Genomic DNA, 517 nt, shown 5'->3' with positions numbered 1-517 from the left:
CTGGTTAACTGCGGAAAATCTCTTCGTCGAGGAACCGTCCATGGCCGATGTCACCGCCCAGTTCGCGCGCTATGCCGCGGCGATTCGCCATCTGGACCTGCCGCCCGAGGTCGAGACCCGGACCCGCTTCCTGATCCTGGACCTCGTCGGCAACATCATCCGCGGCCGGCACGATGCCGAGAGCAGTGCTCCGCTGATGGCCGCCGCCCGGACCATGGGCCTCGCGCATGGCAACCACGCCGTCCTCGGCGAGGCGAGCCGCTGGTCGCCAATGGGTGCGGCGCTGCTGAACGGCGCCTTCGCCCATAGCCTCGACTTCGATGACACCCATGCGGCCGGGACGCTGTATCCGGGCGCGCCGGTGATCCCCGCCGCGCTGGCGGCCGCCGAGCTGACCGGCGCCTCCGGCAAGGACGTCATTGCGGCGATCGTGGCCGGCTATGAGGTGACGAACCGCCTCGCGGTGGCGCTCCCCGGCGGCGACCATTACGACCGCGGCTACCACCCGACCGCCACC

Annotated in this window: 1 protein-coding gene; it reads left to right on the top strand. The window is 70.4% G+C overall.

What is annotated here, in order from left to right:
- Positions 1-40: 40 nt before the first annotated feature.
- The coding region (locus AC1DWF_RS38690; protein ID WP_476843690.1) for an MmgE/PrpD family protein at positions 41-517 on the top strand (477 nt) is incomplete at its 3' end.

The sequence above is a fragment of the Aminobacter sp. P4_D5 genome, assembly GCF_056401815.1.
This window is presented reverse-complemented; position numbering and strand designations above follow the sequence as displayed.